The sequence below is a fragment of the Pseudomonas plecoglossicida NBRC 103162 = DSM 15088 genome, from assembly GCF_000730665.1.
In the GTDB taxonomy this organism is placed as follows: Bacteria; Pseudomonadota; Gammaproteobacteria; order Pseudomonadales; family Pseudomonadaceae; genus Aquipseudomonas; species Aquipseudomonas plecoglossicida.
Genome location: NZ_BBIV01000002.1, coordinates 182238 through 207574 on the forward strand (window position 1 = coordinate 182238; position 25337 = coordinate 207574).

The 25337-nt window shown below is 63.6% G+C and carries 19 protein-coding genes; 16 read left to right on the plus strand and 3 right to left on the minus strand.

Annotation, left to right across the window (positions count from 1 at the left end; genetic code table 11):
• From rpmE to PPL01S_RS00985, 3 genes are all read left to right on the plus strand, one after another.
• A complete protein-coding gene (gene rpmE / locus PPL01S_RS00975) occupies nt 1-216 on the plus strand; it encodes a 50S ribosomal protein L31 (protein WP_016393374.1) in 216 nt (71 codons plus the stop codon).
• Between the two features lie 2 nt (nt 217-218).
• On the plus strand, nt 219-1040 hold the full coding sequence (locus PPL01S_RS00980) for a thermonuclease family protein (protein ID WP_016393375.1): 822 nt from the start codon (nt 219-221) through the stop codon (nt 1038-1040).
• A 180-nt stretch (nt 1041-1220) separates the two neighbouring features.
• Nucleotides 1221-2489 carry a malic enzyme-like NAD(P)-binding protein gene (locus PPL01S_RS00985; protein ID WP_028625077.1) on the plus strand — a complete coding sequence of 423 codons (1269 nt, stop codon included), beginning with the start codon at nt 1221-1223 and terminating at the stop codon, nt 2487-2489.
• Between the two features lie 179 nt (nt 2490-2668).
• On the opposite strand, the gene PPL01S_RS00990 is transcribed toward PPL01S_RS00985, so the two are convergent.
• Nucleotides 2669-5119 carry a penicillin-binding protein 1A gene (locus PPL01S_RS00990; RefSeq protein WP_415639474.1) on the minus strand — a complete coding sequence of 817 codons (2451 nt, stop codon included), beginning with the start codon at nt 5117-5119 and terminating at the stop codon, nt 2669-2671.
• A gap of 178 nt (nt 5120-5297) precedes the next feature.
• On the opposite strand from PPL01S_RS00990, the gene pilM reads away from it, so the two are divergent.
• From pilM to PPL01S_RS01045, 11 genes are all read left to right on the plus strand, one after another.
• Nucleotides 5298-6152, plus strand: a complete 855-nt coding sequence (pilM, locus tag PPL01S_RS00995; RefSeq protein ID WP_028625079.1) for a type IV pilus biogenesis protein PilM — start codon at nt 5298-5300, stop codon at nt 6150-6152.
• Entirely contained in the window at nt 6152-6688 is a 537-nt protein-coding gene (locus PPL01S_RS01000) for a PilN domain-containing protein (protein ID WP_028625080.1), read from the plus strand. Before pilM ends, PPL01S_RS01000 begins: the two co-directional genes overlap by 1 nt.
• The gene (locus tag PPL01S_RS01005; RefSeq protein WP_016393380.1) at nt 6685-7677 is read left to right on the plus strand and encodes a pilus assembly protein PilP; all 993 of its coding nucleotides are present in this window, start codon (nt 6685-6687) and stop codon (nt 7675-7677) included. The genes PPL01S_RS01000 and PPL01S_RS01005 overlap by 4 nt, the downstream gene beginning before the upstream one ends.
• Nucleotides 7607-8875: a type IV pilus secretin PilQ gene (locus tag PPL01S_RS01010; protein ID WP_042155141.1), complete on the plus strand. Its 1269-nt coding sequence runs from the start codon at nt 7607-7609 to the stop codon at nt 8873-8875. Before PPL01S_RS01005 ends, PPL01S_RS01010 begins: the two co-directional genes overlap by 71 nt.
• 4 nt (nt 8876-8879) lie before the next feature.
• Nucleotides 8880-9398, plus strand: coding sequence for a shikimate kinase AroK (gene aroK / locus PPL01S_RS01015; protein WP_016393382.1), 519 nt, complete (start codon nt 8880-8882; stop codon nt 9396-9398).
• A 94-nt stretch (nt 9399-9492) separates the two neighbouring features.
• Nucleotides 9493-10590, plus strand: a complete 1098-nt coding sequence (gene aroB, locus PPL01S_RS01020) for a 3-dehydroquinate synthase (RefSeq protein ID WP_016393383.1) — start codon at nt 9493-9495, stop codon at nt 10588-10590.
• Nucleotides 10591-10605: 15 nt separating this feature from the next.
• Complete coding sequence (locus tag PPL01S_RS01025) at nt 10606-12216, plus strand: AAA family ATPase (protein WP_016393384.1); 1611 nt, start codon at nt 10606-10608, stop codon at nt 12214-12216.
• Between the two features lie 373 nt (nt 12217-12589).
• On the plus strand, nt 12590-17035 hold the full coding sequence (gene gltB, locus PPL01S_RS01030) for a glutamate synthase large subunit (protein ID WP_016393385.1): 4446 nt from the start codon (nt 12590-12592) through the stop codon (nt 17033-17035).
• Between the two features lie 124 nt (nt 17036-17159).
• On the plus strand, nt 17160-18578 hold the full coding sequence (locus PPL01S_RS01035) for an FAD-dependent oxidoreductase (protein ID WP_016393386.1): 1419 nt from the start codon (nt 17160-17162) through the stop codon (nt 18576-18578).
• A 228-nt stretch (nt 18579-18806) separates the two neighbouring features.
• A complete protein-coding gene (gene hemE / locus PPL01S_RS01040; protein ID WP_016393387.1) occupies nt 18807-19871 on the plus strand; it encodes a uroporphyrinogen decarboxylase in 1065 nt (354 codons plus the stop codon).
• 114 nt (nt 19872-19985) lie between these two features.
• Nucleotides 19986-20333, plus strand: a complete 348-nt coding sequence (locus tag PPL01S_RS01045) for a YgiW/YdeI family stress tolerance OB fold protein (RefSeq protein WP_016393388.1) — start codon at nt 19986-19988, stop codon at nt 20331-20333.
• A 121-nt stretch (nt 20334-20454) separates the two neighbouring features.
• Here the strand turns inward: PPL01S_RS01045 and PPL01S_RS01050 are convergent, their stop codons facing one another.
• On the minus strand, nt 20455-21699 hold the full coding sequence (locus tag PPL01S_RS01050) for an MFS transporter (protein ID WP_028625082.1): 1245 nt from the start codon (nt 21697-21699) through the stop codon (nt 20455-20457).
• Between the two features lie 107 nt (nt 21700-21806).
• Between PPL01S_RS01050 and PPL01S_RS01055 the strand changes: the two genes are divergently transcribed.
• Nucleotides 21807-22706 (plus strand): LysR family transcriptional regulator, encoded by a 900-nt coding sequence (locus tag PPL01S_RS01055; protein ID WP_016395420.1) that lies wholly within the window; start codon nt 21807-21809, stop codon nt 22704-22706.
• A gap of 100 nt (nt 22707-22806) precedes the next feature.
• Nucleotides 22807-23580, plus strand: coding sequence for a ParA family protein (locus PPL01S_RS01060; protein WP_016395419.1), 774 nt, complete (start codon nt 22807-22809; stop codon nt 23578-23580).
• A gap of 141 nt (nt 23581-23721) precedes the next feature.
• Here the strand turns inward: PPL01S_RS01060 and selO are convergent, their stop codons facing one another.
• Nucleotides 23722-25182 carry a protein adenylyltransferase SelO gene (selO, locus tag PPL01S_RS01065; protein WP_028625083.1) on the minus strand — a complete coding sequence of 487 codons (1461 nt, stop codon included), beginning with the start codon at nt 25180-25182 and terminating at the stop codon, nt 23722-23724.
• Nucleotides 25183-25337 lie beyond the last annotated feature (155 nt).

A 25337-nucleotide genomic window follows, 5' to 3' on the forward strand; every position in this document is an offset into this window, starting at 1 on the left:
ATGAAAGCAGATATTCATCCGAACTACGAAGTAGTTGCAGTCACCTGCAGCTGCGGCAACAAGTTTGAAACCCGTTCGACCCTGGGCAACATCCTGGCGATCGACGTTTGCAACCTGTGCCACCCGTTCTACACCGGTAAGCAGAAAGTTCTGGACACCGGTGGTCGCGTACAGAAGTTCGCCGACCGCTTCGGCATGTTCGGTACCAAGAAGTAATCATGCGCATGGCGAATCCTTCGGGCTTCGCGTTGTTGCTGAAAAAGGCGCCCCTTGTGGGCGCCTTTTTTGTGGGCGCCATCTGGCACATTCCGGCCCTGGCATTCTGCCCGTTGCCGGACACGCCGCAACCGGTGGCCGTGCGCCAGGTGGTGGACGGTGACACCCTGCGCCTGAGCGATGGCCGCAGCGTGCGCATGATCGGCATCAATGCACCTGAAATCGGCCGCAAGGGTCGTACCAGCGAGCCGTATGCCGAAGCGGCCAGGCGTCGCCTGCAGGACCTGGTCAAGGCCAGCGATGGGCGCGTCGGGCTGGTGCCGGGCAAAGAGGGCAAAGACAAGTACGGCCGCACGCTGGCGCATGTGTATAGCGAAAATGGCGACAATCTCGAGGCGCGGCTGCTCAGTGAAGGGCTGGGTTACCGCGTGGCAGTGGCGCCCAATGTGCGCCTGGCGGGTTGCCAGCAAGCGGCCGAACAAGCGGCGCGCCAGGCGGGGCTGGGACTGTGGCAGCGTTCGCCGGTGGTGCGCGCCGCGGATGTCAGGCAGTCGGGCTTCGCCGTGATCGGCGGCCGGGTTGGCAACATCGAGCGCAATCGCGCCGGCATCTGGCTGGAACTGGATAGCGGCGTGGTGCTGCAGGTTCCCGCTCGTCTGCAACGCAACTTCCCCGCCAGCTTCTTCGATAACCTCAAGGGACGCCAGGTTGAAGCGCGCGGCTGGGTGCTGGACCGTTCCCGCAAGGGTGGGCTCAAGCCTGGGCAGCGACGCTGGCTCTTGCCGTTGACCGATCCAAGCATGCTGGAGCGCGTTTCAGGCTGAAAAGATGTAGACATTTCGCTATTGGATTGTACACACTGTCAATTCCAATGCCCCCGCGGGTTATAGCGTAAAGTCGTAGGCTAAAGGCCTTGACACAAGTGACCGACCAGTCTTGTGGCTCCCCGGCTCTTTGCGTATCCTCGGCGGTCCGTCAGAACAGTAAATAGCGGAATGCCCACCATGTCAGACCTGAAAACCGCCGCTCTCGAATATCACGCCCAACCTCGTCCGGGGAAACTGAGCGTCGAACTCTCCAAGCCCACCGCCACTGCCCGTGACCTCGCCCTGGCCTACAGCCCAGGCGTTGCCGAGCCCGTGCGCGAAATCGGCCGTGATCCAGAGCTGGCTTACAAATACACCGGCAAGGGCAACCTCGTTGCGGTGATTTCCGATGGCACCGCCATCCTCGGTCTGGGTGACCTCGGCCCACTGGCCTCCAAGCCTGTGATGGAAGGCAAGGGCGTTCTGTTCAAGCGTTTCGCAGGTATCGATGTGTTCGACATCGAAGTGGAGTCGGAAAGCCCGCAGGCCTTCATCGACACCGTTCGCCGCATTTCGATCACCTTCGGTGGCATCAACCTCGAAGACATCAAGGCACCAGAGTGCTTCGAAATCGAGCGCACCCTGATCGAGCAGTGCGACATTCCGGTCTTCCACGATGACCAGCACGGCACCGCGATCGTGACCGCGGCCGGCATGATCAACGCCCTGGAAATCGCTGGCAAGAAACTCGAAGACGCCAAGATCGTCTGCCTGGGCGCCGGCGCTGCCGCCATCTCCTGCATGAAGCTGCTGGTGAGCATGGGTGCCAAGGTCGAGAACATCTTCATGATCGACCGCAGCGGCGTGATCCACGCTGGCCGCGACGACCTGAACCAGTACAAGGCCCAGTTCGCCCACGCGACCGACAAGCGCACCCTGGCCGATGCGCTGAACGGTGCAGACGTGTTCGTTGGCCTGTCCGGCCCGAACCTGCTGAGCCCGGAAGGCCTGAAGTCGATGGCTGCCAACCCGATCGTGTTCGCCTGCTCGAACCCGGACCCGGAAATTTCGCCTGAGCTGGCCCACGCCACTCGCAGCGACGTGATCATGGCCACCGGTCGTTCCGACTACCCGAACCAGGTCAACAACGTGCTGGGCTTCCCGTTCATCTTCCGTGGTGCCCTGGACGTTCGCGCCAAGCGCATCAACGAAGAGATGAAAATCGCTGCCGCCATCGCCCTGAAAGACCTGGCCAAGCTGCCGGTGCCGAAGGAAGTGTGCGATGCCTACGGCGTCGAGGGTCTGGAGTTCGGTCGTGAGTACATCATTCCGAAGCCACTGGATGCTCGCCTGATCACCGTCGTTTCCGACGCCGTTGCCAAGGCTGCCATCGAATCCGGCGTAGCTACCCTGCCGTATCCGAAGCACTACCCGCTGAAGAGTGTGGACGAAGTGTTCAACGGCTGAGCCCAGCCGTAGCGACACAAAAAAGCCCCGGCTCGTGAGAGTCGGGGCTTTTTGTTTGCCTGCCTTTTTTGGGGGCTGTACCGGCCCTATCGCCGGCGAGCCGGCTCCCACAAGTACAGCGCTGCCCCTCCCCTGTGGGAGCCGGCTTGCCGGCGATAGGGCCTACAGGAAGGTCGCTGTCAGAACAGGTCCATCGGCGCCGCTTCATCCGCCGGCAGCGGGCTGCCCGGTGCCGCACCATTGCCCAGCTCATCCACCGACGGCGGCGAGTCCTCGGCCTTGAACAGCTCGAAGTAGGCATTCGGCGTGCTCGGCGAAGCTGCGCGGCCACTGATCGGGTCCACGCGCAGGCTGAGGATGCCTTCCGGTTCGGCTGGCGGGTGGTTCGGCTTGTCCTTGAGCGCCGCGCCCATGAAGCTCATCCAGATCGGCAGCGCCACCGTGCCACCGTATTCGCGGCGGCCGAGGGTTTCCGGCTGGTCGAAGCCGACCCACACGGTCGTGACGTAGTCGGCGTTGTAACCGGAGAACCAGGCGTCCTTGGACTCGTTGGTGGTACCGGTCTTGCCCGCCAGGTCGGTGCGGCCCAGGGCCAGTGCACGACGCCCGGTGCCACGCTTGATCACGTCCTGCAGCATGCTGGTGAGGATGTAGGTGGTGCGCCCGTCGATGATCTGCTCGGCCGTCACTGGTACCTGCAGGGCAGGTGCGACCTGGCCAAAGGCCGAAGGCGCTTCGCCAGGCAGCGACGCCGTGCTGATCGGCTGTTCCGGCGCAGCCAGGCCTGCCTGGTCTTCGCTGCCTTGCGGCACGCGCGCCGGGTTGGCGGTGAACAGCGTCTCGCCACTGCGACTTTCGATGCGCTCGATCAGATACGGGTTGATCTTGTAGCCGCCGTTGGCAAAGGTGCTCCAGCCCGTGGCGATCTCCATCGGCGTCAGGGTCGCGGTGCCTAGCGCCAGGGACAGGTTTGGCGGCAGGTCCTGCTTGTTGAAGCCGAACTTGGTGATGTAGTCGATGGTGCGGCCCACGCCCATGGCCTGCAGCAAGCGGATCGACACCAGGTTGCGCGACTTGTACAACGCTTCGCGCATGCGGATCGGGCCAAGGAAGGTGTTGGTGTCGTTCTTCGGCCGCCAGACCTTGTCCAGGTACTCGTCGACGAACACGATCGGCGCATCGTTCACCAGGCTGGAGGCGGTATAGCCACTGTCCAGTGCAGCACTGTAGATGAACGGCTTGAAGCTGGAGCCTGGCTGACGCTTGGCCTGCATGGCGCGGTTGTAGTTGCTCTGCTCGAACGAGAAGCCGCCGACCAGGGCGCGGATGGCACCGTTGTAAGGGTCAAGCGTGACCAGTGCGCTCTGCGCCCCCGGAACCTGGCTGAACTTGAGTTTGCCGTCGTCAAGGCGCTGCAGGCGTACAAGGTCACCAGGTTGGACCACATCGGCCGGCGATTGCGGCGAACGGCCCTGGGCGTTGCTGTTGATGAACGGGCGGGCCCATTTCATGGTGTCCCAGGCCACGTGCTCTTCCTGGCCGCTGCGGGTCAGTACCGTGATTGCGCTCTTCTCGACCTGGGTGACGATTGCCGGCTCCAGCCCGCCCAGGGTGCGCTGCTTGTTCAGTTCCTGCAGCCAGGCCGCGTGGGACTTGCCTGGGAAGCGCGCTTCGGGGCCGCGATAGCCGTGGCGCTCATCGTAGTCGGAAAGCCCGTCGAGGACGGCCTTGTTGGCCATCTCCTGCATGTCGCTCGGCACCGTCGTGGTCACGCGGAAGCCTTCGGTGTAGGCATCGCTGCCATAGCGGCCGACCATCTCGGCGCGGGCCATTTCGGCAACGTAGGGCGCGTTCACTTCCGGGGTCGGCACGTGATAGCTGGCGTTGAGCGGTTCGGCCAACGCGGCCTGGTAGCTGGCTTCGTCGATCTTGCCGAGCTTGTACATGCGGCCGAGGATCCAGTCACGGCGCTCCTTTGCCCGCACCGGGTTGGCCAGCGGGTTGAAGCGCGAGGGCGCCTTGGGCAGGCCGGCGATCATCGCCATCTGCGCCAGGCTCACATCGCGGATCGACTTGCCGTAGTAGACCTGTGCCGCCGCGTCGATACCGTAGGCGCGGTTACCCAGGTAGATCTTGTTGACGTACAGCTCGAGGATCTCGTCCTTGGTCAGCTCACGTTCGATCTGCAGGGCCAGCAGGATTTCGTTGGTCTTGCGCGAGAAGCTGCGCTCGCTGGTCAGGAAGAAGTTCTTCGCCACCTGCATGGTGATGGTGCTGCCGCCGGTCTGGATGTGACCTGTTTTCACCAGCTGGGTCGCGGCGCGCATCAGGCTGCTGGGATCGACCCCATAGTGGTTGAGGAAATTGTCGTCCTCGGCAGACAGAAGCGCCTGGATGAATTGTGGGGGAATTTCCGCAAAGCGGATTGGCGAGCGGCGCATTTCGCCAAACTCGGCAATCAACTTGCCGTCGCTGCTGTACACCCTCAGGGGGATCTGCAACTGGATGCTTCTGAGCGAATCGACCGACGGCAGGCTGGGGCTAAGATACAGAAACGCGCCGCTCACACCGAGTACGAGCGCGCAAATGACGGCGACGAAAGACCACCAGAAGAACTTCAGCAGGCGTATCAAGGCTTTTGGGTGTCCAGGTTGAAAAGTGAATTGCGCACGGGACCGGCGGACGAAAAAACGCTGGGCATTATAAGCATTTTTCGCCTTGCCGGGTGACCGGCCGGGCGGCCCACTGTACCGCCTGGCCGTCAATGACTGGCACCGCGCGGGTTTTGACTGAAACGAGGGGGCAAGGATGCTGGGACACTGGGGCAGGGATGCCGGTTCATTGCTGGGGGTGGAGATTGCCCTCGACTCGATACAGATGTTGCAGGTGCGCAAGCGCGGTGGGCGCTGCGAGCGGGTGGCGTGGGTGCATGAGACCTTCGAGCCGCTCGCTGCGGGGCACTGGTGGCAGGACCCGGGGCGCGTCGAGCTTGCCCTGCGTGATGCGTATCGACGCAGTGGCACTCGCCAGCGTCGAGTGGCGGTAGCGCTTCCCGTCTCGCAGGTGATCTGCAAACGCTGCCAGTTACCCGCGAGCCAGACGGCGGCGCAGATGGAGGCGCAACTGCTGGCCGACGCTGACACCTTGTTCCCGTTTCCCCTGGACGACCTGGTGATCGACTTCCATGCCATGGGCGCGTCGACGGGCCGGCCTGGCTATCGGGATGTCATCGTCGCCGCCTGTCGACAAAGTACCTTGCAGCCGCTCGAGGCGTTGTTCGAGGCGGCCGGGCTGCAGCTGGACGCGGTGGAAGTCGACAGCATCGCCCTGCGGCGTCTGTTGCCGCCGCAGGGCACAGGCGCTTCGGCGCTGCTGCGTGTGGAGCCTGACGCAATGACCCTGCATGGCTGGATGCCGGATGGGCTGCCCCAGCGGCGCGACTTGCCTGGGCACGCCTGCGTGGATCGCCTGGCGCAATGGGTCGTTGACGAGCTGCAGGTGGATGACGTGCTCGTTTGTGGCGCCGCGCGGGGTGATCACGGCCGGCTCATGGAGCTGAGCCAGCAGTTGACGGTGCCGTGCCGCCCTCTGCCAGCAGTGGCGGGGCTCGACTGCAGTGACAGCAGCCTGGCCTGCGCACTGGCGCTGGGAGGGCTTCGATGATGGTGCGTCTGAACCTGATGCCGTGGCGCGAGCGGCAACGCCTGGCGGCGTTGCGGCGATTGCGACTGATGCTGCTTGGCAGCCTGTTCCTGGCGCTCTGTGCGGTGCTGCTGATGGATCAGCTGGTGCGCGAGCGTGCTCAACGCCAGGCCGTCGACAGCAGCAATCGCCAGGCGGCCATCGCAGCACTGGATGCGCAGCTGGAGCAGGTCGCGCATGTCGATCAGGCTCATGCGGCAGTTCGAGCGCAGGCGGCTGTGCTGGCCACTCTGCGCGTAGGCCAGGGTGTTGAGAGTGTGCTTCTCGCCGACCTGGAGCGGGCTTTGCCGGAAGGCATTCAGCTGACTGAACTCAAGCTTGAGCGCTCGCAGCTTCGACTTGTCGGCCTGGCCGCCTCGGGCGCAGTGGTGGCGCAGTTGATACGCGAGCTCGAGCGCTCCAGCGTCCTGCTCGACCTTGAGCTCGAGCACCTCAGAAGCACTGCAGGTGGTGAAGAGTTTCTGTTGGTGGCCCGAGTGTCAGCGGGCTGGTCGTGATTGCGTGGCAGCACTACGTCGAGCGCTCCCCCATTCCCTGGCGTGTGCTGCCCGTGCTCACGGCATGCCTGGTATTTGCGCTCGGCACCCTGGTGCGCCTGCCTGAGTGGAGGCAGCTTCAGGCGGTGGAGCAGGCAAGGCAGGAGGCGTTGGAGGCGGAGCTGGCAACCAGGGTCGGCCAGGTACAGACCCTTGACCAAGGCCGTGAAGCCCTGGCCAGGGCAGAGCAGGTGTTGCAGGGCGCCCGCTGGGCGTTGGCGGCAGGTACTCGCATGAGTGACCTGCTGGAGCAGTTGTCGTTATCGGGGCATGCGCTGGGGCTGCGGTTCGAGCACTTGAATGTGCTAGAGCAGGTGCAAGGGCCTGGATATCGGCAAACCCCCATGGAAGTTCAAGTGGTTGGGCGTTATCCGGCGTTGCGCGTGTGGCTCGACGACTGGCTCGGGCAGCTTCGCTTGTTGCGTGTCGAGCAGATGCATTGGGGGGGCGCCGAGGGCAGTCCCGGGCTTGTACGGCTGCGGTTGCGCGCGAACGCCTACCAGGCCGATGCGCAAGTTCCGCAACCCGCTTCGCTGGCACAGATCCCCGCCCGGGCACAGGTTCAGGTTGGAGATTTCGACCCGTTTGCCGACTGGTCGGGGCGCGCCGCCCTGAAAGGGCCTGGCGAGATCCCGCTGGCGCAACTGGAAATGGTCGGCAGTCTTTCGCGCAGGGGGGAGCATGAAGCACTGCTGGCAGTTGCCGGCAGGCTTTATCGCGTGCGCCGAGGCGAGCGGCTGGGGCGCGACGACGGCGTGGTGGTGAGGATCGACGAGCAGCAAGTGGAGGTGCGCGAACGGTTGTTCGTCGCCGGCGAGTGGCACGAGCGCACCACATTCTTGGTGCTCAGGAAGGGCGCAGGCAGGGAGGCGGGTGGTCATGAAGTGGCTGGCGATACTGATGGCGGGGATGCTGATACCGATTCAATGGGGGCTGGCGGCACCCTATAAGGGCGAGCCTGTTTCGCTGAACTTTCAGGATGTCGAGGTGCGTGCGGTGCTCCAGATCCTGGCTGATTATGCAGGCATCAACCTGGTGGTCGGTGACGAAGTGCAAGGCAACATCACCTTGCGTCTGCAGGACGTGCCCTGGGATCAGGCCCTGGCGCTGGTGTTGCGCAGCAAAGGGCTGGCGCGGCGGGAGGAAGGCAACGTGCTGTTGGTGGCGCCTGCGGGAGAACTGGTCGAGCAATCCCTCGGCCAGTCGTATGGGCATGCCCTCGAGGCTCAGTTGCAACCGTTGCGCCGGGAATTGTTGCCCATCCACCACGCCGATGCCGCGGAGCTGGCTGACGTATTGCTGGCGACGCTGGCCGACGACGGCATCCTCACCGGACGGGGCAGCCTGAGTGTCGACGTTCGAACCAATACGTTGGTGGTGCATCAGCCCGGTGACCGCCTGGCGGAGTTGCGCAAACTGGTGGCGCAGCTGGATGTGCCGGTGCGTCAGGTGGCGATCGAGGCACGTATCGTCGAGGCCAATGTCGATTATGAAAAGAGCCTGGGTGTGCGCTGGGGAGGTGCCCTGCACGAGGAAGCCGCGCGGCTGGGCAAGGATGTGTTCATTGATCTTGGGGTAGAGCGTGCCGGCGCCGGGGTGGGGTTGGGCCTGTTGCGTGGCGGCGTGCTGCTGGATCTTGAACTCAGCGCCATGGAGAAGAGCGGCAACGGCGAGATCATTTCCCAGCCCAAGGTGGTCACCGCAGACAAGGAGACGGCCAGGATCCTCAAGGGTACCGAGGTGCCTTACCAGGAAACCAGCAAGAGCGGCGCCACCTCCGTGTCCTTTCGGGAGGCCTCGCTGTCGCTCGAAGTCACCCCGCAGATTACCCCGGACGGCAAGGTCATCATGACGGTCAGGGTAACCAAGGACGAGCCGGACTTCGTCAATGCCTTGAACGATGTGCCACCGATTCGCAAGAACGAGGTCAATGCCAAGGTCCGTGTGGCCGACGGTGAAACCATCGTCATAGGTGGCGTGTACTCGACCACGCAAAACAATGTGGTCGACAAGGTGCCATTTTTTGGCGATCTGCCGTATGTTGGGCGGCTGTTTCGACGCGATGCATTACAAGAGAAAAAATCCGAGCTGCTGGTCTTCCTGACTCCGCGTATCATGAGTGACCAGGCGATTGCTGTGAGTCGTTGATTCTGTGCGAAATTTGATACTTGTAGGGCCCATGGGCGCTGGAAAGAGCACCATCGGGCGCCTGTTGGCCAAAGAGCTGCGCCTGCTGTTCAAGGATTCCGACAAGGAAATCGAACTGCGAACCGGCGCCAATATCCCGTGGATCTTCGACAAGGAAGGCGAACCGGGCTTCCGTGACCGTGAGCAGGCGATGATCGCCGAGCTCTGTGCGCTCGATGGCGTGGTCGTGGCGACCGGTGGCGGTGCAGTCATGCGTGCGGAAAACCGCCAGGCACTGCACCAGGGCGGCCGGGTGATCTATTTGCACGCTTCGGTGGAGCAGCAGGTCGGGCGCACCGCGCGCGATCGCAACCGTCCGTTGCTGCGCACCGCCAATCCGGAGGCGACCCTGCGCGCCTTGCTGGAAGCGCGCGACCCGCTCTACCGCGAGATCGCCGACCTGGTGGTGGAAACCGACGAACGGCCACCACGCATGGTGGTGCTCGATATTCTCGAGCGCTTGCAGCAGTTGCCGCCCCGATAGGCCGGGACTATTCTCGGCCAGCGTCGAGGCGAGGTTCAACGTTACCGCGTGGGTCGTTCAGTCGACACCGCGTCCAAGTACATTGTGGGGATACATGCAGACACTAAAGGTCGACCTGGGCGAGCGCAGCTACCCGATCTACATTGGCGAAGGCCTGCTGGAGCAACCCGAATTGCTGGCGCCGCACATCGCTGGGCGGCAAGTTGCCATCGTTACCAATGAGACCGTCGCACCCTTGTATCTCGAGCGCCTGGGCAAGACCCTCGGTGCCTATTCGGTACTGCCGGTGATCCTGCCCGATGGCGAAGCCCACAAGAACTGGCAAACCCTGCAACTGATTTTCGACGGTCTGCTCACTGCACGGCATGACCGCCGCACGACGGTGGTCGCCCTCGGCGGCGGGGTCATCGGTGACATGGCCGGTTTCGCCGCGGCCTGCTACCAACGCGGTGTCGACTTCATCCAGGTGCCCACTACGCTGTTGTCCCAGGTCGACTCCTCGGTGGGCGGCAAGACCGGTATCAACCACCCGCTGGGCAAGAACATGGTCGGTGCGTTCTATCAGCCCAACGCAGTGCTGATCGACACCACCACGCTCAAGACCCTGCCGCAGCGCGAACTGTCGGCGGGCCTGGCCGAAGTGATCAAGTACGGCCTGATCTGCGACAAGCCGTTCCTCGGCTGGCTCGAAAACAATATCCAGGCCCTGCGCGCCCTGGAACCCGCGGCCCTGACCGAAGCGATCCGCCGCTCGTGCGCAGCCAAGGCCGCAGTGGTTGGCGCCGATGAGCGCGAGTCCGGCGTGCGGGCGACACTGAACCTCGGCCATACCTTCGGGCATGCCATCGAAACGCACATGGGCTACGGTGTCTGGTTGCACGGCGAAGCCGTGGCGGCTGGCACGGTGATGGCCCTGGAGATGTCCATGCGCCTGGGCTGGATCGACCAGTCCGCGCGCGATCGTGCAATCCGCCTGCTGCAGGACGCAGGTTTGCCGGTGGTGCCACCACAGGAAATGACCCCGGCGCATTTCATGGAGCATATGGCGGTCGACAAGAAGGTGCTCGACGGTCGCCTGCGGCTGGTGCTGTTGCGCCAGTTGGGCGAAGCCGTGGTCACCGACGACTATTCGAAAGAGATTCTTCAGGCCACGCTGTCGGCGGACTACCGCGCGATCGTGGCCCAGCTTTGAGGTTGTGACAGCGCAATGACCAGTTTGCATGCCGATGAGGCGTTTCTCGACCATTACCAGTTGAGCCACGATCCGTTCGCGCCGCGTGTGCCCGGTTTCAAGTTTTTCCCCGCCCAGCGCAAGCCTGTGCTCGGTCAGCTGCATCACCTGGCTCGTTACAGCCAGCTGATGCTGGTGGTCACCGGCCCTGTCGGCAGCGGCAAGACTTTGCTGCGCCAGGCACTGGTGGCCAGCACCAACAAGCAGTCGGTGCAGAGCGTGGTGGTCTCCGCCCGTGGCGCCAGCGATGCTGCCAGTGTCCTGGGTCAGGTGGCACAGTCGCTGGAAGTGGCCCAGCCGGAAGTCCAGGCGATTCTCTCCAAGGTCGTACAGCTTGCCCTGACAGGGCAGGAAGTCTATTTGCTGGTGGACGACGCGGAACAACTCGACGAGTCGGCACTCCAAGCGTTGCTGGAACTGGCGGCAGGTGTCCCGGAAGGGCGTCCGCACGTGTTCCTGTTCGGTGAGCCGTCGCTGATTGCCGGGTTGGACGAGATCCATGTCGAGGAAGAGCGCTTCCATGTCATCGAACTTGCCCCCTACAGCGAGGAAGAGACCCGCGAGTACCTCGAGCAGCGCCTGGAAGGCGCCGGCCGAGGCATCGAGGTGTTCACCCGTGAGCAGCTCGTCGATATCCATGAAAACTCCGACGGTTGGCCTGGCAACATCAACCAGGTCGCCCGCGATACCTTGATCGAAGCCATGATCGCCAGTCGTACTACGGCCAAGCGACCATCCATGGGGTTCAAAATGCCAAAGAAACACGTGCTCGCGCTGTCCGCTGTCGTCGTGGTCGCCGTCGCTGCCGCGGTGCTCATGCCCAAGAAAGGCGACAAGGCTCCTGCCGAGGCGCCAACGGCCCAGGCCCAGCTGCCATTGGGCGACAACTCGAACAACGGCAACCCGGCCATCGAATTCTCCGGCCAGTCGCAGCCCATGCCGCTGCCGCTGGTTGGCCAGTCGCAGCCGGTGATGCGTGAGCCCCTGGCCCAGGCGGCAGGCATGGGTGATGGCGAGGAAGGCGGTCCGGCCGACAATACCGCGCTGCAACCAGGCAACCCGCCACCGACTGTGACCACCACCGCCCCACCGCAAGGCGCAGTGGCCGGGCCGACGCCTGGCATGGCCCAGGCGACGCCGGTAGCACCTTCGCAGCCAGTTGCACCTGCGCCGAAACCTGTCGCAACCCAGCCGGCCAAACCGGTCGCGACAGCCAAGCCCACCCCTGCGCCGACCCAGGTCGCCACAGCCAAGCCTGCCGCCAAACCGGCCGAGAAGCCGGCAGCCGGTGGTACTGGCGGCGGTGGCTGGTATGCAGGGCAGAAGCCAGGCAATTATGTGGTACAGATCCTTGGCACCAGCTCCGAAGCGTCGGCCCAGGCCTTCGTCAAGGCGCAGGGTGGCGACTATCGCTACTTCAAGAAAAACCTGCAGGGCAAGCCGCTGTACGTGGTCACCTATGGCAGCTTCGCCAACCGTGACGCAGCGGTCGCTGCAATCAAGAACTTGCCAGCGAAGGTCCAGGCTGGTAAACCTTGGCCACGTACCGTCGCCAGCGTCCAACAAGAGCTGGCCTCGGCCCGCTGATACCTTCCGGGCGGCATCACCCCGCCGCCCAGTTGCTGAGCGATTACTGACTTTCGTCTAGCCTGCTGCGCCTGAGCGCGGCAGGCTTTTCTGTCCCAGGCTGCCGGCCACAAGCCCTTGTTGCAGTCATGGCTGAAACGCTTCAGACTCGAGCCGAGCCGCTATCACGGCGCATGGCGCAAAAACATTCAAAAATGCGACATAAATTTTCAATGGTGAGACATGAAAATTTGTGAGAGTCGCTGTCGCTGTGCAACAATGGTTTTCCATGGCCACCGCAAAAAAGCTGGCATTTGATCGGCGTGGATGGTAAGTGGTTGTACTAAAAAGAGATTTACCTCCGTTGAGAGGTGAACCTGGTGAGAATGTGTCTATGAAAACAGGTCTGTACCATCCCGAAGAATTCAAGGACAACTGTGGCTTTGGCCTGATCGCCCACATGACGGGCGAACCGAGCCACCACCTTCTGCAAACCGCCATGCAGGCGCTGACCTGCATGACCCACCGCGGCGGCATCAACGCCGACGGCAAGACCGGTGACGGTTGCGGTCTGCTCATGCAGAAGCCCGATCGATTCCTGCGTGCCGTGGCCCAGGAACACTTCGCCGTCGAGCTGCCCAAGCAGTACGCCGTCGGCATGGTGTTCTTCAACCAGGACCCGGTCAAAGCCGAAGCCGCGCGTGCCAACATGGACCGCGAGATCGTCAACGCCGGCCTCAAGCTGGTGGGCTGGCGCAAAGTCCCGATCGACACCAGCGTGCTGGGCCGCCTGGCGCTGGAGCGCCTGCCGCAGATCGAACAAGTGTTCATCGGCGGTGAAGGCCTGAGTGACCAGGAATTCGCCATCAAGCTGTTCAGTGCCCGTCGCCGTTCGTCCGTGGCCAACGCCCACGACGCCGACCACTACATCTGCAGCTTCTCGCACAAGACCATCATCTATAAAGGCCTGATGATGCCGCGCGATCTCGCGGCCTTCTATCCAGACCTGGGTGACGAGCGCCTGCAAACCGCGATCTGCGTGTTCCACCAGCGCTTCTCCACCAACACCCTGCCGAAATGGCCGCTGGCGCAGCCGTTCCGCTTCCTCGCCCACAACGGCGAGATCAACACCATCACCGGCAACCGCAACTGGGCCATGGCCCGTCGCACCAAGTTCGCCAACGACCTCATCCCCGACCTCGAAGAGCTCGGCCCGTTGGTCAACCGCGTCGGTTCCGACTCCTCGAGCATGGACAACATGCTGGAGCTAATGGTCACCGGTGGCATCGATCTGTTCCGCGGTGTGCGCATGCTGGTACCGCCAGCCTGGCAGAACGTCGAGACCATGGACGCCGACCTGCGTGCCTTCTACGAATACAACTCCATGCACATGGAGCCGTGGGACGGCCCGGCCGGTATCGTCATGACCGAAGGCCGCCACGCGGTGTGCCTGCTCGACCGCAACGGCCTGCGCCCGGCGCGTTGGGTGACCACCACCAACGGCTACATCACCATCGCCTCGGAAATCGGCGTGTGGGGCTACCAGCCTGAGGACGTCCTGGCCAAGGGCCGAGTCGGCCCAGGCCAGATTCTTGCCGTGGACACCGAGACCGGCCAGATCCTCGACACCGATGCCATCGATGACCGCCTCAAGTCGCGCCATCCGTACAAGCGCTGGCTGCGTCAGCACGCCCTGCGCATCCAGGCGACCCTGACCGACGACCAGGGCGCGGCCAGCTATGACGCTGACCAGCTCAAGCAATACATGAAGATGTTCCAGGTCACCTTCGAAGAGCGTGACCAGGTACTGCGCCCGCTCGGCGAGCAGGGCCAGGAGGCGGTGGGCTCGATGGGTGACGACACGCCGATGGCGGTGCTGTCCCAGCGCGTGCGCTCGCCTTACGACTTCTTCCGCCAGCAGTTCGCCCAGGTCACCAACCCGCCGATCGACCCGCTGCGCGAAGCGATCGTCATGTCGCTGGAGATCTGCCTGGGTGCCGAGCGCAACATCTTCCAGGAGTCCCCGGAGCACGCCTCGCGGGTGATCCTCAGCTCGCCGGTCATCTCGCCCGCCAAGTGGCGCTCGCTGATGAACCTGGAGCGCGAAGGCTTCGACCGCCAACTGATCGACCTCAACTACGAAGAGGGCGTGGGCCTGGAAGCGGCCATCCGCAACATCGCCGACCAGGCCGAAGAAGCGGTGCGCAGTGGCAAGACCCAGCTGGTGCTGAGCGACCGCTACATCGCCCCTGGCAAACTGCCGGTGCACGCTTCGCTGGCCGTCGGCGCGGTACACCACCGCCTGACCGAGCAGGGCCTGCGCTGCGACAGCAACATCCTGGTGGAAACCGCCACCGCCCGTGACCCGCACCACTTCGCCGTGCTGCTGGGCTTCGGTGCCTCGGCCGTCTATCCGTACCTGGCCTATGAAGTGCTGGCCGACCTGATCCGTACCGGCGAAGTGCTGGGCGACCTGGACGAAGTCTTCAAGTACTACCGCAAAGGCATCTCCAAGGGCCTGCTGAAGATCCTGTCGAAGATGGGCATCTCCACCATCGCCTCGTACCGCGGCGCGCAACTGTTCGAAGCCGTGGGTCTGGCCGAGGAAGTGGTGGGCCTGAGCTTCAAGGGCGTGCCCAGCCGCATCAAGGGTGCTCGCTTCGTCGACCTGGAAGGCGACCAGAAGCTGCTGGCAGCCGAAGCCTGGAGCGCGCGCAAGCCGATCCAGCAAGGTGGCCTGCTGAAGTTCGTCCACGGCGGCGAATACCACGCCTACAACCCGGATGTGGTCAACACCCTGCAGGCTGCCGTGCAGCAGGGCGACTACGCCAAGTTCAAGGAATACACCACGCTGGTCGACCAGCGCCCGGTGTCGATGATCCGCGACCTGCTGAAAGTGAAAGTGGCCGACCAGGCCCTGGCACTGGATGAGATCGAGCCGCTGGACGCGATCCTCAAGCGCTTCGACTCCGCCGGCATCTCGCTGGGTGCTCTGTCGCCAGAAGCCCACGAAGCCCTGGCCGAGGCCATGAACCGCCTGGGTGCGCGCTCCAACTCCGGCGAGGGCGGTGAAGACCCGTCGCGCTACGGCACCGTCAAGAGCTCCAAGATCAAGCAGGTGGCCACCGGCCGCTTCGGCGTCACCCCGGAATACCTGGTCAACGCCGAAGTGCTGCAGATCAAGGTCGCCCAGGGCGCCAAGCCCGGTGAGGGCGGCCAGTTGCCGGGCGGCAAGGTCAATGGCCTGATCGCCAAGCTGCGCTATGCGGTACCGGGCGTGACCCTGATCTCGCCGCCGCCGCACCACGACATCTACTCGATCGAAGACCTGGCGCAGCTGATCTACGACCTCAAGCAGGTCAACCCGCAGGCCCTGGTATCGGTCAAGCTGGTTGCCGAGGCTGGCGTTGGTACCATCGCCGCGGGCGTGGCCAAGGCCTACGCCGACCTGATCACCATTTCCGGCTACGACGGCGGCACCGGCGCTTCGCCGCTGACCTCGATCAAGTACGCCGGCGCCCCGTGGGAACTGGGCCTGGCCGAAACCCACCAGACCCTGCGCGGCAACGACCTGCGCGGCAAAGTGCGGGTACAGACCGACGGCGGCCTGAAGACCGGCCTGGACGTGATCAAGGCGGCCATCCTCGGCGCCGAGAGCTTCGGCTTCGGTACCGCGCCGATGATTGCCCTGGGCTGCAAGTACCTGCGCATCTGCCACCTGAACAACTGCGCCACCGGCGTGGCCACCCAGAACGACAAGCTGCGCAAGGACCATTACATCGGCACCGTCGACATGGTGATCAACTTCTTCACCTTCGTCGCCGAGGAAACCCGTGAGTGGCTGGCCAAGCTGGGCGTGCGCAGCCTGGGCGAGCTGATCGGTCGCACCGACCTGCTCGACGTGCTGCCGGGCGACACCGAGCGCCAACAGTACCTGGACCTGACGCCGCTGCTGGGCAGCTCGCACATCCCGGCCGACAAGCCGCAGTTCTGTGAAGTCGACAAGAACCCGCCGTTCGACAAGGGCGAGCTGGCCGAGAAGATGGTCGAGATGGCCCTGCCAGCCATTCGCGACCAGGCCGGTGGCGAGTTCGCGCTCGACATCTGCAACTGCGACCGTTCCATCGGTGCCCGTATCTCTGGTGAAATCGCCAGGCTGTACGGCAACCAGGGCATGGCCGACAAGCCGATCACCTTCCGCTTCAAGGGCACTGCGGGCCAGAGCTTCGGCGTGTGGAACGCCGGTGGCCTGAACCTGCTGCTCGAAGGCGACGCCAACGACTACGTCGGCAAAGGCATGACCGGTGGCAAGCTCACCATCGTGCCGCCCGCCGGCAGCCCGTTCAAAACCCAGCTCAGCGCCATCGTCGGCAACACCTGCCTGTATGGCGCCACCGGCGGCAAGCTGTTCGCCGCCGGCACCGCGGGCGAGCGCTTCGCTGTGCGTAACTCCGGGGCCCACGCCGTTGTCGAGGGTACTGGCGATCACTGCTGTGAATACATGACCGGTGGCTTTGTCTGCGTCCTGGGCAAGACCGGTTACAACTTCGGTTCTGGCATGACTGGCGGCTTCGCCTACGTGCTCGACATGGACAACACCTTCGTCGACAAACTCAACCACGAGCTGGTGGAAATCCAGCGCATCAGTGGTGAGGCGATGGAGGCCTACCGCAGCCACCTGGCGCGGGTTCTTGCCGAGTACGTGGAAGAGACCGGCAGCGAGTGGGGGCGTGAGCTCTCGGAGAACCTGGACGACTACGTGCGGCGCTTCTGGCTGGTCAAGCCGAAGGCGGCCAACCTCAAGCAACTGCTGTCCAGCACCCGTGCCAACCCGCAGTAAAAACAGCTGCAAGTGGCAAGCCTCAAGCTGCAAGTAAAAAGCAGTTCGAGGCTTGCCCGGCTTAAGTGATCGTCTTGCGGCTTGCAGCTTGTAGCTTGCAGCTGCTGTTAAGAGGTTTTGAAAAATGGCTGAACGTCTGAACAACGACTTCCAGTTCATCGAAGTGGGCCGCAAGGACCCGAAGAAAAAGCTCCTGCGCCAGCGCAAGAAGGAGTTCGTGGAGATCTACGAACCCTTCAAGCCACAGCAATCGGTGGAGCAGGCGCACCGCTGCCTGGGCTGCGGCAACCCGTACTGCGAGTGGAAGTGCCCGGTCCATAACTTCATCCCCAACTGGTTGAAGCTGGTGTCCGAAGGCAACATCCTGGCCGCGGCGGAGCTGTCGCACCAGACCAACACCCTGCCGGAAGTGTGCGGCCGCGTGTGCCCGCAGGACCGTCTGTGCGAGGGTGCCTGTACCCTGAACGACGGCTTCGGCGCGGTGACCATCGGCTCGGTGGAGAAGTACATCACCGACACCGCGTTCGCCATGGGCTGGCGCCCGGACATGTCCAAGGTCAAGCCGACCGGCAAGCGCGTCGCGATCATCGGTGCAGGCCCTGCTGGCCTGGGTTGTGCCGATGTGCTGGTGCGCGCTGGCGTCACGCCGGTGGTGTTCGACCGCAACCCGGAGATCGGCGGCCTGCTGACCTTCGGTATCCCCGAGTTCAAGCTGGAAAAGACCGTGCTGAGCAATCGCCGCGAAGTCTTCACCGGCATGGGCATCGAGTTCCGCCTGAACACCGAGGTGGGCAAGGACATCACCCTGGAACAGCTGCTCGCCGAGTACGACGCGGTGTTCATGGGCATGGGCACCTACACCTACATGAAAGGTGGCTTCCCGGGTGAGGACCTGCCGGGCGTGCATGATGCGCTGGACTTCCTGATCGCCAACGTCAACCGCAACCTGGGCTTCGAGAAGTCGCCGGAAGATTTCGTCGACATGCAGGGCAAGAAGGTGGTGGTACTGGGCGGTGGCGACACCGCGATGGACTGCAACCGCACCTCGATCCGCCAGGGCGCCAAATCGGTGACCTGTGCCTATCGCCGTGACGAAGCCAACATGCCGGGTTCGCGCAAAGAGGTGAAGAACGCCAAGGAAGAAGGCGTGAAGTTCCTCTACAACCGCCAGCCGATCGCCATTGTTGGTGAAGACAAGGTCGAAGGCGTGAAGGTGGTCGAGACCCGTCTCGGCGAGCCGGATGCCCGTGGCCGTCGCAGCCCCGAGCCGATCCCGGGTTCTGAAGAGATCCTCCCGGCCGATGCCGTGGTGATCGCCTTCGGCTTCCGCCCGAGCCCGGCGCCATGGTTCGAACAGTACGGTATCCAGATGGACAGCCAGGGGCGCGTGGTCGCGCCGGAGAAGGGCAAGTTCAAGCACCAGACCAGCAACCCGAAGATCTTCGCCGGCGGTGACATGGTGCGTGGGTCGGACCTGGTGGTGACTGCCATTTTTGAAGGGCGGACCGCTGCCGAAGGGATCCTGGACTACCTGGAAGTCTGATTTTGGCTGAACCGGCCCCATCGCCGGCAAGCCGGCTCCCACAGGTTCTGTGCGGTACTTGTGGGAGCCGGCTTGCCGGCGATTAGGCCCTGCGCAACAACCTGTCCCCCCGAGTTGTATACAAAATCGCTTGATCCAACGCATCCAATAGACAAAACGCATGGTCACATCCGTGCCTTTTGCGCTGGCGTCTGAGAAAATGCCCGCACTTTTTTGCCGGATGCCGACATGACTGCCCTGAAGAACGATCGTTTCCTGCGTGCACTGCTCAAGCAACCCGTAGACGTCACCCCGGTGTGGATGATGCGCCAGGCTGGCCGCTACCTCCCGGAATACCGCGCCAGCCGCGCCAAGGCCGGCGACTTCATGAGCCTGTGCATGAACCCCCAGTTCGCCTGCGAGGTCACCCTGCAGCCGCTGGACCGCTACCCGCTGGACGCGGCGATCCTGTTCTCGGACATCCTCACCATCCCTGATGCCATGGGCCTTGGCCTGTACTTCGAAACCGGCGAAGGCCCGCGTTTCAAGAAGGTCATCAGCACCCCGGCCGACATCGAAGCGCTGCCGATCCCCGACCCGCAGAAAGACCTGGGCTACGTGATGGACGCGGTCAGCACCATCCGCCGCGAGCTCAATGGCCGCGTGCCGCTGATCGGTTTCTCCGGCAGCCCCTGGACCCTCGCCACCTACATGGTCGAAGGCGGCTCGTCCAAGGACTTCCGCAAGACCAAGGCGATGGCCTACGACAACCCGCAAGCCTTGCACCTGCTGCTGGACAAGCTGGCCCAGTCGGTCACCAGCTACCTCAATGGCCAGATCCTCGCTGGCGCCCAGGCTGTGCAGATCTTCGACACCTGGGGCGGCAACCTGTCGGCGGCGGCCTACCAGGAATTCTCCCTGGCCTACATGCGCAAGATCGTCAGTGGCCTGATCCGCGAGCATGACGGCCGCAAGGTGCCGGTGATCCTGTTCACCAAGAACGGCGGCCTGTGGCTGGAGAGCATTGCCGAAGCCGGCGCCGATGCACTGGGCCTGGACTGGACCTGCGATATCGGCGATGCGCGCCGTCGCGTCGGTGACAAGGTGGCCCTGCAAGGCAACATGGACCCGACCGTGCTGTATGCCAAGCCGGAAGCGATCCGCACCGAAGTCGGCCGCATCCTGGCCAGCTACGGCAAAGGCAGTGGGCACGTGTTCAACCTGGGCCATGGCATCACCCCGGAAGTCGACCCAGAGCATGCGGGCGTGTTCATCAACGCCGTGCACGAGCTCTCGGCGCAGTACCATCAGTGAGCTGATGGCAGACACCAGAACCCGGCCTTGCGCCGGGTTTTTTTTGCATTAAGTTTCAATTCAGCGATCGTCGTTAATCTGGTCCCATCGAAACCGAAACAGGACCCGATCCCCATGAAAGCACGTTACCTCGCCCTGATCCTCGCCCCGTTGTTCAGCACCGCTGCCTTGGCCGTCGGCTACACCGGCCCGGGTGCCCAGCCAGTCACCACTGTCTCTGCCGCCAAGGATGCTGCTGACGACACGCCGGTGGTGCTGCAGGGCTTTGTCACCAAGAAGATCAACAACGACGACAAGTACGAGTTCAAGGACAACACTGGCACCATCACGGTCGAGATCGACAACGAAGACCTGCCGGCGACGCCGTTCAACGAGAAGACCAAGGTCAAGCTGACCGGCGAGGTGGAGAAGCACCTGATGAGCCGTGAAGTGGATGTGGATATCGTCGAGATCGTGAACTGATCCGAAGGCCTCATCGCCGCGGTTCGTCGCCACGACAAGCCGGCTCCCACAGGGGAAGTGCACTGCTGCTCTCTGTGGCAGCCGGCTTGCCGGCGATTGGGCTGCAAGGCAGCCCCAACGCTCAGGCTTTCTTGGGTTCAAGCCTGCTCAGGTGCAGCGCCACCATCAACGCCACCGCCAGCAAGCTGCCAATGAACAGCCCGATGCCATTCCAGCCCCAGTGGTGCCAGAACATCCCGCCCGCCGTACCGGCGACACTCGACCCCGCGTAATAGCAGAACAGGTACAACGACGAGGCCTGCCCCTTGGCCTTCAGTGCCCGCCGCCCGATCCAGCTGCTGGCCACCGAATGGGCACCAAAGAAGCCGAAGGTGAACACCAGCATGCCGAAGATCACCAGTACCAGCGGCGTTGCCAAGGTCATCAGCAACCCGCCCGCCATCACCACGATACTGGCCCAGAACACCTTGCGCCGGCCCAGCTTGTCAGCCAGGGCGCCGACCTGCGCCGAACTGTAGATGCCGGACAGGTACACCACCGACAGCAAGCCGACCAGCGCCTGGTTCATGTGGTAGGGCCCTGCCAGCAAGCGGTAGCCGATGTAGTTGAACAGCGTGACGAAGGCGCCCATCAGCAGGAACGCTTCGAGGAACAGCCAGGGCAGGCCGGCATCCTTGAAGTGCATGACGAAGCCATCGAGCAGCCTGCGCGGTTTGAGCGACTGCGAGCGGAAGTTGCGCGATTCCGGCAGCACTTTCCAGAACACCAGCGCTGCCACGAGGGCCAGGCCGCCGATGGTCAGCAGCGCCGTGTGCCAGCTGACGAAATCGATCAGCACGCCGGTGATCAGGCGCCCGCTCATGCCACCGATGGCATTGCCACCAATGTACAGGCCCATGGCCAGGCCGATGTGCTGGGGATGGATCTCTTCGCTCAGGTAGGTCATCGCAACGGCTGCCAGGCCGCTGAGCGACAGGCCGACCAGCGCCCGTGTGGCCAGTACCCATTCCCAGGTAGGCATGACCGCGCTGAGCATGGTCGACAGTGCTGCGCAGAGCAGGGCACACACCATCACCGGCTTGCGCCCGATGCGGTCGGAAATCGGCCCGGTGATCAACAGCCCGAACGCCAGCATGGCGGTGGAAACCGACAGCACCAGGCTGCTTTGCGCGGCATTGATCGAATACTCCTGGGACAGCAACGGCATCATCGGCTGTACGCAGTAGAGCAGGGCAAAGGTGGCAAAGCCGCCGCTGAACAGCGCCAGCACGGTCTTCATGAAGGCGGGGGTGCCTTTTTCGATCCAGATGTCGTTAAGCGGGGCAGGTTCGGGGTCGGCCGGAAGGGGGGCTACAGCAGTTTTCACGGTGGCTACCTCTGGTGCAATGAAAAAAGCTTATAGCTGGCTAATGATTAGATCCAATATATTGTTCGACCTGTTTGATAGGTTTTGCGACATACTCGGAGCTGATCATGGAACTGCGCCATTTGCGTTACTTCATCGCCGTTGCCGAAGAGCTGCACTTTGGCCGTGCGGCCCAGCAACTGGGCATCTCTCAGCCGCCGCTGAGCCAGCAGATCCAGGCGTTGGAGCAGGAGCTGGGCGCACGTCTTTTCGAGCGTACCAATCGTCGGGTCGAGCTGAGCGAGGCGGGCAGGTTGTTTCTCGACGAGGCACGCCAGGTGCTGGCGCAGGTGGAGAAAGCGGCCGACGTGGCACGCCGTGCGCAATTGGGCGAGCTGGGCGAGATGAAGATCGGCTTTACCGCATCGGCACCCTTCACCTCGAAGATTCCCAAGGCGATCCATGCGTTTCGCCAGCGTTTTCCTGCCGTGCACCTGAGTCTCAAGGAAATGAGCAGCCGCGATGTGGCAGAGGGTGTGTTCGACGAGTCCATCGAAATCGGGCTGATGCGGCCAATGCCACTGCCCGAAGGCCTGGTCGCCACCGAGCTGTTCCGCGAGCCCTTGGTAGCGGTGATCAATGCATCGCATCCGCTGGCCGCCGGTACCGAGCAGGGTGTGCACATGGCCGCGTTGGCCCATGAGCCATTCGTGTTCTTCCCGCGCAGCTACGGCAGCGGTTTGTACGCCCAGCTGCTGAGTCTGGCGCGCCAGGCAGGGTTCAGCCCGCACTTCACCCAGGAAGCGGGCGAGGCGATGACCATCATCGGGCTGGTGTCCGCGGGCCTGGGCGTGTCGGTGTTGCCGGCCTCGTTCCAGCGCATGCGCATCGAGGGCGTGGTCTACCGGACCTTGCTCGACGAGGGCGCGACGTCAGCCGTGTGGCTGGTGCAACGCGAGCGCGGCAGCTCGGCGATGGCCAAGGCATTCGCCGAACTGGTTACCGATGCCACTTCCGGTGCCAGCTGAGCGACAGCGGCCGGTATCCGCCAACGTCCGGCAAATGCCGCTGGCCATTGCCGTCGCCTCGCCACATACTCGGTCATTCGTTGATGCACGGAGGTCTCTCATGCGGCGCGTGGTGTTCAATCAGAAGGGTGGTGTGGGCAAGTCGAGCATTGCTTGCAACCTGGCGGCGGTCAGCGCCAGCGAAGGCTATCGGACCTTGCTCATCGACCTGGATGCCCAGGCCAACTCCACCCAGTACCTGACCGGGCTGACCGGCGATGACATCCCGATGGGCATTGCCGACTTCTTCAAGCAGAGCCTGTCCAGTGGGCCGTTCAGCAAGAAGAACAAGGTCGATATCTACGAAACCCCATTCGACAACCTGCATGTGGTCACCGCCACGGCAGAGCTGGCCGACCTGCAGCCCAAGCTCGAGGCCAAGCACAAGATCAACAAGCTGCGCAAGTTGCTCGACGAGCTGGACGAAGACTATGAGCGGATCTACATCGATACGCCGCCGGCGCTGAACTTCTATGCGGTTTCTGCACTGATCGCCGCAGATCGCGTGCTGATTCCCTTCGACTGCGACAGCTTCTCGCGCCAGGCACTGTATGGCCTGCTGGCGGAAATCGAAGAACTGAAGGACGACCATAACGAAGACCTGGTGGTCGAAGGCATCGTGGTCAACCAGTTCCAGTCCCGTGCCAGCCTGCCTCAGCAGATGCTGGACGAGTTGCTCGCCGAGGGTTTGCCGGTGCTACCGGTGTACCTGGGCAGCTCGGTGAAGATGCGCGAGTCGCACCATGCCAACTTGCCGCTGATCCACCTGGAACCGCGGCACAAGCTGACCCAGCAGTTCGTCGAGTTGCATTCGCTGCTCGAAGAAAACGCCTAGAGTACGGCTTGGTTTCTTGGGTGAGGCGTAAACCGAGCGCCGCGCGGGCGGCGCTCGATCTCAAGGACGTCAAAACCTCCCGCCATGTACCCTCTTGCCGCCCTGCAATCGTACCCCAACCGATGCTTGGCCCTTTTCCCATCACGAAGAACAGCTGATTTCCAGGTGCTTGCCCCACTCCGGCGGCCGCTCGGCATAGGCCTGCATCCCGGCCTGCTCGTCGAACGGCCGGCTCAACACCTGGTGCAGCCGCCGCACTTCACTGTAGTCGCCCGCCTCGGCCGCCTGGATGGCGTTCTGCGCCAGGTAGTTGCGCAGCACGTAGAGCGGGTTCACCGCATGCATGCGCTCGCGCCGCCCGTCGGCGTTGCCGGCTTCGCGCTCGCAGCGGGCCTGGTAGTCTGTGGCCCAGGCATCGAAGCCGGCGAGGTCGATGAAATCGTCGCGTACCGCATTCAGGGCCGCTGCCAGCGGTTGATCACCCAGCTTGCGGAAGAACAGGGTGTAGTCCACGCCGCCGCTCTGCATGCGCTGCAACAGGCGCTCGACCAGCGCCATGTCGTCGTCTTCGCCCGTGATCAGGCCCAGCCGCCGGCGCATCAGGTCCAGATAATGCGCCTGGTACAGCGGCAGGAACAGGCCCAGGGCTTCCTTGAGCGGCTCTACCTCGATCACCGTGGTCAGGGCCTGGGCCAGCGCACTGAGGTTCCAGTGGGCGATCGGCACCTGGTTGGCGTAGCTGTAGCGGCCGCGGTCATCGGAATGGTTGCAGATGAAGTTGGCGTCGAAGTCGTCGAGGAAGGCGTAGGGGCCGAAGTCGAAGGTGATGCCCAGGATCGACATGTTGTCGGTGTTCATCACCCCATGGCAGAAGCCGTAGGCCTGCCAGCGGGCAATCAGTTCGGCATTGCGTTCGACGATGGTGCGGAACATGGCCAGGTAGGGCTGCTCGGCATCGCGGCACTCGGGGTAGTGCTGCTCCAGCACGTGGTCGATCAGCACGCGCTGCTGTTCGGGCTGCTTGGTGTAGTAGAAGTATTCGAAATGCCCGAAGCGCACGTGGCTCTGTGCCAGGCGGGTAAGCATCGCCGCGCTCTCGCGGGTCTCCCGCCATACTGGGGTGCTCGAACCGATCACGCACAGCGCCCGGCTGGTCGGGATGCCCAGTGCGTGCAGGGCTTCTGAGGCGAGGAATTCACGAATCGACGAGCGCAGCACGGCGCGGCCATCGCCCATGCGCGAGTAGGGCGTCTGGCCGGCGCCCTTGAGGTGCAGGTCCCAGTGCTCGCCGGCGTCGTTCAGCACTTCGGCCAGCAGCAGGCCGCGTCCGTCGCCGAGGCGGGGGTTGTAGGCACCGAACTGGTGGCCGGAATAGACCATTGCCCGAGGGTCGGCTGCTTCCCAGAGTTTCTGTCCGCTGAACAGCTCGGCGAAGATTGGCTGCTGGGCTTCGGTCGAGTCGAGGTCGAGCAGGGCCATGGCCGACTCGCTGGCGACCACCAGGCGAGGGTCTGCGATGGGCTCGGGCAGCACCTGGGTGGAGAACGCGTCGCCCAGGCGGGCGAAGCGGTTGTCGAAGCTGAGTTGGTCGAGGGCTTTCACGGGGCCGGCTCCTGGGCATGAAGTACTGGGGCCGCGTTGCGGCCCATCGCCGGCAAGCCGGCTCCCACAAGGTCCAGCGCGGTCCCTGTAGGAGCCGGCTTGCCGGCGATCGAGGGCGAAGCCCTCGCAGGCATTCTGGGCGTTCATGCCCTATG

Coding starts and splice junctions, on each gene's coding strand:
- rpmE (WP_016393374.1), top strand. CDS start 1: ATGAAAGCAGATATTCATCCGAACTACGAAGTAGTTGCAGTCACCTGC.
- PPL01S_RS01055 (WP_016395420.1), top strand. CDS start 21,807: ATGGAACTGCGCCATTTGCGTTACTTCATCGCCGTTGCCGAAGAGCTG.
- PPL01S_RS01045 (WP_016393388.1), top strand. CDS start 19,986: ATGAAAGCACGTTACCTCGCCCTGATCCTCGCCCCGTTGTTCAGCACC.
- PPL01S_RS01035 (WP_016393386.1), top strand. CDS start 17,160: ATGGCTGAACGTCTGAACAACGACTTCCAGTTCATCGAAGTGGGCCGC.
- PPL01S_RS01060 (WP_016395419.1), top strand. CDS start 22,807: ATGCGGCGCGTGGTGTTCAATCAGAAGGGTGGTGTGGGCAAGTCGAGC.
- gltB (WP_016393385.1), top strand. CDS start 12,590: ATGAAAACAGGTCTGTACCATCCCGAAGAATTCAAGGACAACTGTGGC.
- PPL01S_RS01000 (WP_028625080.1), top strand. CDS start 6,152: ATGGTGCGTCTGAACCTGATGCCGTGGCGCGAGCGGCAACGCCTGGCG.
- PPL01S_RS01010 (WP_042155141.1), top strand. CDS start 7,607: ATGAAGTGGCTGGCGATACTGATGGCGGGGATGCTGATACCGATTCAA.
- PPL01S_RS00980 (WP_016393375.1), top strand. CDS start 219: ATGCGCATGGCGAATCCTTCGGGCTTCGCGTTGTTGCTGAAAAAGGCG.
- PPL01S_RS01025 (WP_016393384.1), top strand. CDS start 10,606: ATGACCAGTTTGCATGCCGATGAGGCGTTTCTCGACCATTACCAGTTG.
- aroB (WP_016393383.1), top strand. CDS start 9,493: ATGCAGACACTAAAGGTCGACCTGGGCGAGCGCAGCTACCCGATCTAC.
- hemE (WP_016393387.1), top strand. CDS start 18,807: ATGACTGCCCTGAAGAACGATCGTTTCCTGCGTGCACTGCTCAAGCAA.
- pilM (WP_028625079.1), top strand. CDS start 5,298: ATGCTGGGACACTGGGGCAGGGATGCCGGTTCATTGCTGGGGGTGGAG.
- PPL01S_RS00985 (WP_028625077.1), top strand. CDS start 1,221: ATGTCAGACCTGAAAACCGCCGCTCTCGAATATCACGCCCAACCTCGT.